Raw genomic sequence first — 5,325 nt, forward strand, 5'->3', positions numbered from 1 at the left:
GGGCCTGCCGCCGCGCCCGCCCCCGGACCCGTCACCGCGCTCGTCACCGTGCCGGCGAGGTGCGGCTGGGTCAGCACCAGGCGCGCGCCGCTGTCCCGCAGCAGGTACGCGATGCGCTCCGGCGGGTTGCCCGGGTCGATCGGGAGGTAAGCGCCGCCCGCCCGCACCACGGCATGGATGGCCGTGAACATTTCCGGCGACCGGTCGGCCAGCACCGCCACCAGGTCGTCCCGGCCCACGCCGCGGGCGCGCAGCGTGTGCGCCAGGCGGTTGACCCGGGCGCCCAGCTCGGCGTAGGTGAGGCGGAACCCGTCCCCCACCAGGGCGACGGCGTCAGGGGTCGCCGCCACCCGCCGGTCGAACAGCTCGTCCAGCCGGGCCGGGCCGTCGAAGGGGACGTGCGTGGAGTTCGCCCCGGCGCTCAGCGCGCGGTCGGCGACGGAACGCAGGTCCAGGGCGCTCAGCTCGGCGTCGGGGTGGGCGCTGGCCTGGTCGAGCAGGAGCATGCAGTGGGTGAGCAGGCGCCGCGCGGTGCCGGGGGCGTGGGTGGCGGGCCGGTACCGCAACCGCAGCGTGAGGCCGCCGGCTCGGCGAGCGAAGGAGAACACCACAGGAAACCCTGAGAACCCACCGCCCTCCACGGCACCGTCCACCGAGCCGCTCGCGGCGCCGTCCATCGGGCGGTTGGCGGTGCCGTCCACCGAGCCGTTCGCCGCACCGTTTGTGGGGCCGTTCGCCTGATGGCCTGTCGCGGTCGTTGCGTCGTTCGCCGAGTCGTGGACCGTGTCGACGAGCACCTCGGCGAAGGGGTCGTCGCCGGCGTGCGGCGCCGCGCCGGACTCGCGGGCGAGCAATTTGATCGGGTAGTCCTGGTGCTCGGCCGCCGCCCGCAACCGGCTCGCCACCTCGCCGAGCAGGCTGCGCAGCGTACGGTCGCGCCCGATCGGCAGGCGCAGCGGCAGCGTGGCGGCCAGCGGCGGGGGCCCGCCCGCGACCGGGAGGGCGGGCACGGCCAGGACGACCTCCTCCTCACCCGTGTGCCGCTGGAGCAGCGCGCCGGCCGCCGCGACCAGCAGGGCGTGCAGGGCGGCGTCCCGGCCCCTGGCCAGCTTGAGCAGCCGGCCCGCCAGCGAGGGGTCGAGCTCGCGGGCGGCGACGGCGGAGGACCCGGCGTCAGGTGAGCCCCGGTCGGCGGGGAAGCCGGCGCGTTCGGGCAGGGCCGCCAGCTCCGCACGCCAGAACGCGCCCTCGCGGGGACGTTGCGCGGCGGCGACCTTGAGCCTGCCCAGGCTCTCGATGGATTGCATGTGCTCCCTCACCCTGATCAGAAGTCGAAGTCGAACGCGAGCTCGGACAGGTCATGGGGGGTCACGGCGACGCGCCGGAGTTCGCCGAGCCCGCCCAGCGGCGTGCCCGGTTCGGCGAGCGCGGCGTCGAGCAGCGCCAGCAGCTCGTCGCGGAACAGTTCCACGGTCGGTCGCTGGAACAGCGCGGAGGCGTACGCCCAGCGGGCGGCGTAGTCCTCGGGCTCGACCTCGATCTGCAGGTCGAGGTCGAAGATCGTGCGCCCGGTGACGTCGGGCCGCCAGCGCGGGCGGCCGCCCAGGAAGTCCACCCGCTGCAGCCCGGTGTCCTGCACCGCGAAGAACGTGTCGAAAAGGGGGTGCCTGCCGTGGCCGGACGGACGGGCGTACCGGGTGGCGTCGAGGGTGTGATCCTGGTGGTCGACGGCGGCCACGGCGTGCGCGGCCACGGTCCGCAGATGCCGGAGGAACGGCAGCTCGGCCGAGGGGTGCGCCCGCAGGCAGAGCGTGTTGACGAACATGCCCTGCACCCGGTCCACGCCCGGCAGGTGCCGCCCCGACGCCGCCGTGCCGACCGTCACGTCCGCGCCGCCGCTCACCCGCCCGAGGAAGGCCGTGTACGCGGCCAGCAGCACGTGGAAGGGCGTCACGGATTCGGCGCGGGCCAGCTCCCTGACCGCCAGGGTCCGCCGCGGGCCGAACCGGAACGCGAGATGGCCGCCCTCCGTCGCGCGCACCGCGAGGCGCGCCTCGGCGGGCACGTCGGCGGGCAGGTCGAGCGGCGGAACCGGGCGGTCGAACGTCTCCTCCCAGAAGGGACGCTGGCTGTCCGACAGCGCCCGCCGCTCGGGCCCGGCCGCCCACTGGGCGTAGTCCCGGTAGCGCAGCTCCGCCCCCGGCGGCCGCTCGCCCCTGACCAGCGCCGCCCATTCGCCCATGAGCAGGGTCAAGGCGTGGCCGTCGGTGAGCAGGTGGTGGATGTCGAGCGCCAGCCGGGCGCCGGCGGCGTGCCGGACCAGCGCCGCCCGCCACAGGGGCGCCTCGGCCAGGTCGAACGGGCGGATCCAGCGCCGCGCCCACGCGTCGGGGTCCTCGCCCTGCGCCAGGTCCACCACGTCGATCGTGACGCCCCGCGGTTCGCGGACCCGCTGGTACGGGCGGCCGTCGCCGTCCACGGCGAACTCGGTGCGCAGGATCTCGTGTCGCTCCACGAGCGTCGCGAGCGCGGCCGTCAGGCGCTCGTGATCCACCGGGCCGGGCACGTCGACGAGGATCGGCAGGTTGTACTGGGTGTCGGCGGGGTCCTTGACCTGTTCGACGTAGACGCCGTGCTGCTGGGGCGACAGCGGGGTCCGCTCGGTCGCCAGGCCGGGACGCGGCCCGGCGACCTGAGCACGGTCCGCCGCCCGTACGGTCTCGGCCAGCTCGGCGACCGTGCCGGCGGACAACACGGCCGACACCGGGCAGGACACCCCGAAGCGGCGGCGTACGAGCGCGGACACGCGGGTCGCGGTCAGCGAGCTGCCGCCGAGCCGGTCGAGCGGGTCGTCGGCGCCGATCCCGCGCACGCCGAGCACGTCCTCCCAGAGCCCGGCCAGGGTGCGCTCCACCTCGTCCCGCGCCGCCCTGCCGCCGCTCGCGACCTCGGGGGCGGGCAGCCCGGCCAGGTCCACCTTGCCGTTGGGGGTCAGCGGCAGCTCGGGAAGCACCACGAAATGCGCGGGCACCATCGGGGCGGGCAGCCGCCGCTCGATTTCCGCCCGGACGTGCTCCACCTCGACACGGCCCTCGACGTACGCGCACAGGTGCGGCTCCGGCATGCGGCGCAGCACCACCACCGCGCCGCTCACCCCCGCCACGTTCAGCAGGGCCGTCTCGACCTCGCCCGGTTCGACGCGGAAACCGCGCACCTTGACCTGGCGGTCCTCCCGGCCGAGGAAGTCGATCGAGCCGTCGGGCAGCCGGCGGGCCCGGTCGCCCGTCCGGTAGAGCAGCCGACCGGCATGGCGGACGAAGGCCCGCCCGGTGAGTTCGGGCCGCTCGTGGTAGCCGGTCGCCATGCCGTCGCCGCTCACGTACAGGTCTCCCGGGACGCCGACGGGCAGCGGGAGGCGGTCCTGGTTGAGCACGTACGCGGCGGTGTTGGGGACGGGACGGCCGACGGGCACCCGCGCGCCGAGCGGCCCGGCGACGGCGTGGACGGTGGAGATGACCGCGTTCTCCGTCGGCCCGTACGCGTTGACCAGCCGCAGGCCGGGGTTGGCGCGCAGCACGGCCCGCGCGTGTCCGGGGGAGAGCACGTCGCCTCCGACGAGCAGGTCCCGCAGCGGCCGGAACACGCCCGGATCCTCGTCCGCCAGCCGGGCGAACAGCGCGGACGTGAACAGCGCCGTGGTGACGCCCGCGCCGTCCAGCGACCGCCGCAGCTCCTCGGCGTCGAGGAACGTCTCCCTGTCGAGGAGGTGCAGCGTGCCGCCGTTGAGCAGCGCACCCCAGATCTCCCAGACCGAGGCGTCGAACCCGGTCGCCCCCACCTGCGCCATCCTGGTGGTGGCGTCCAGGCGCACGTATCCGACGCCGCGCACCAGGCGCACGACGCCGCGGTGCGGGATCATGACACCCTTGGGCCGTCCCGTGGTGCCCGAGGTGTACATCAGGTACGCCGGCGCGGACGCGTCCCCCGCCTCCGGCCCGTCCAGCACCGCCTCCGGCCCGTCCGCCTCCGGCCCGTCCGCCTCCGGCCTGTCCGCCCCTGGCTCCGGCCCGTCCGCCTCCGGCCCGTCCGATCCTGGCTCCGGCCCGTCCGGCACCGGTCCGGTCGTCCAGTCCTGGTCGCCGAGGTCGACGATCCGTGAGCCGGCGGGCGTCGCGGGTGGCCGTCCCGAGGCGATCAGCAGTTTCGCGCCGCTGTCCTCCAGCGTGAACGCGACGCGGTCCTGGACGGTCGTGGGGTCGATAGGCAGGTAGCAGCCGCCCGCCTTCAGCACGGCCAGCGCCGAGACGACCAGCTCAGCGGTGCGCGGCAGCAGCAGCGCGACCGGCTCGCCCGGACGCAGCCCCTCCCGGAGCAGCGACCTCGCCAGCGACGAGCTGCGGCGGTGCAGCTCGGCATAGGTGAGAGTGGTGCTCCCGTGCACCACGGCCGGATGGGCGGGCGCCCGCTCGGCCTGCTCGGCGAACAGCTGCTCGATCCGTCGGTCCCGCGGGTAGGCGGTGGCGGTGTCGTTCCAGCGGTCGAGCCGGGCGTGCTCGGCGGGGGACAGCGGATCGAGGTCGCGGATCGTGCGGTCCGCCGGCATGGCCAGCACGGCGGCCAGGTGGGTCGCGTGGCGGGCGACCATGTCCGCGCTCCTGGCGGGGTCGTACCGCAACCATGCCCTGTCACCGCCCAGCCCGAGCACCAGCACGCCCGGCACCCGCCCATCCCCGCGCGCCAGTACGGGCAGCGGTCCGGAACCCGGCGCGTACGGTCCGGCGGCGGGAAGCGCGCGCGTCACCGACGCCGCCAGGTCGGCGAGCGTACCGGCGGGGTCGACCGTGAACCCGACCACGTCGTCCGCCCCGTCGCCGACGACGCGGAAGGCCACGTCGTGCCGGCCCGTGTGGTGGTAGAGCAGCGCACCCCAGGCCGCCAACACCTCCGGCACCCCAACACCGGGCGGACACGCGACAGGAAACCCCGGCGCGCCCCCGCCACCCACGCACTCGGCGCCGACCGGCTCCGTGCCCGCGAGCTCTGGGCTCGCGGGTTGCGCGTCGGCGAGCCAGGCGAGCAGTCCGGCGTTCTCAGTCATGGCCGAGCACCCGCGCGAGACCGCGTACCGTCGGATGGAGATACAGCTCCCGCAGCGGCAGCGCGGGCAGGCCCCGTTCCCGCATGGCCGCCGCCAGCCGGATCGCCAGGAGCGAGTTGCCGCCGAGCTCGAAGAAGTTGTCGTCGGGCCCCACCGGCACGTCGAGCACCGACTCCCAGACCGCGGCGAGCGTCCGGGTGGAATCCTCCGCAGGGGCGGGCGGGGGA

At 75.7% G+C, this 5,325-nt stretch carries 3 protein-coding genes; all 3 read right to left on the reverse strand.

Annotated elements, in window-relative coordinates:
* Window positions 1–1,307, reverse strand: a 1,307-nt coding sequence (locus E1292_RS49245; protein ID WP_165975163.1) for an AMP-binding protein, incomplete at its 3' end; no start/stop codon positions are given.
* Window positions 1,308–1,324: 17 nt separating this feature from the next.
* Complete coding sequence (locus E1292_RS49250; protein WP_132606701.1) at window positions 1,325–5,098, reverse strand: non-ribosomal peptide synthetase; 3,774 nt, start codon at window positions 5,096–5,098, stop codon at window positions 1,325–1,327.
* Window positions 5,091–5,325 (reverse strand): phosphopantetheine-binding protein (locus E1292_RS49255; protein WP_246091014.1); only part of this gene is annotated, 235 nt, incomplete at its 5' end. The genes E1292_RS49255 and E1292_RS49250, both read right to left, overlap by 8 nt.

Origin of the sequence: Nonomuraea deserti (genome assembly GCF_004348685.1) — a bacterium.
GTDB lineage: Bacteria > Actinomycetota > Actinomycetes > Streptosporangiales > Streptosporangiaceae > Nonomuraea > Nonomuraea deserti.

Excerpts from the sequence above, each read along its gene's own strand:
- E1292_RS49250 (WP_132606701.1), bottom strand. The coding sequence starts at position 5,098 with ATGACTGAGAACGCCGGACTGCTCGCCTGGCTCGCCGACGCGCAACCC.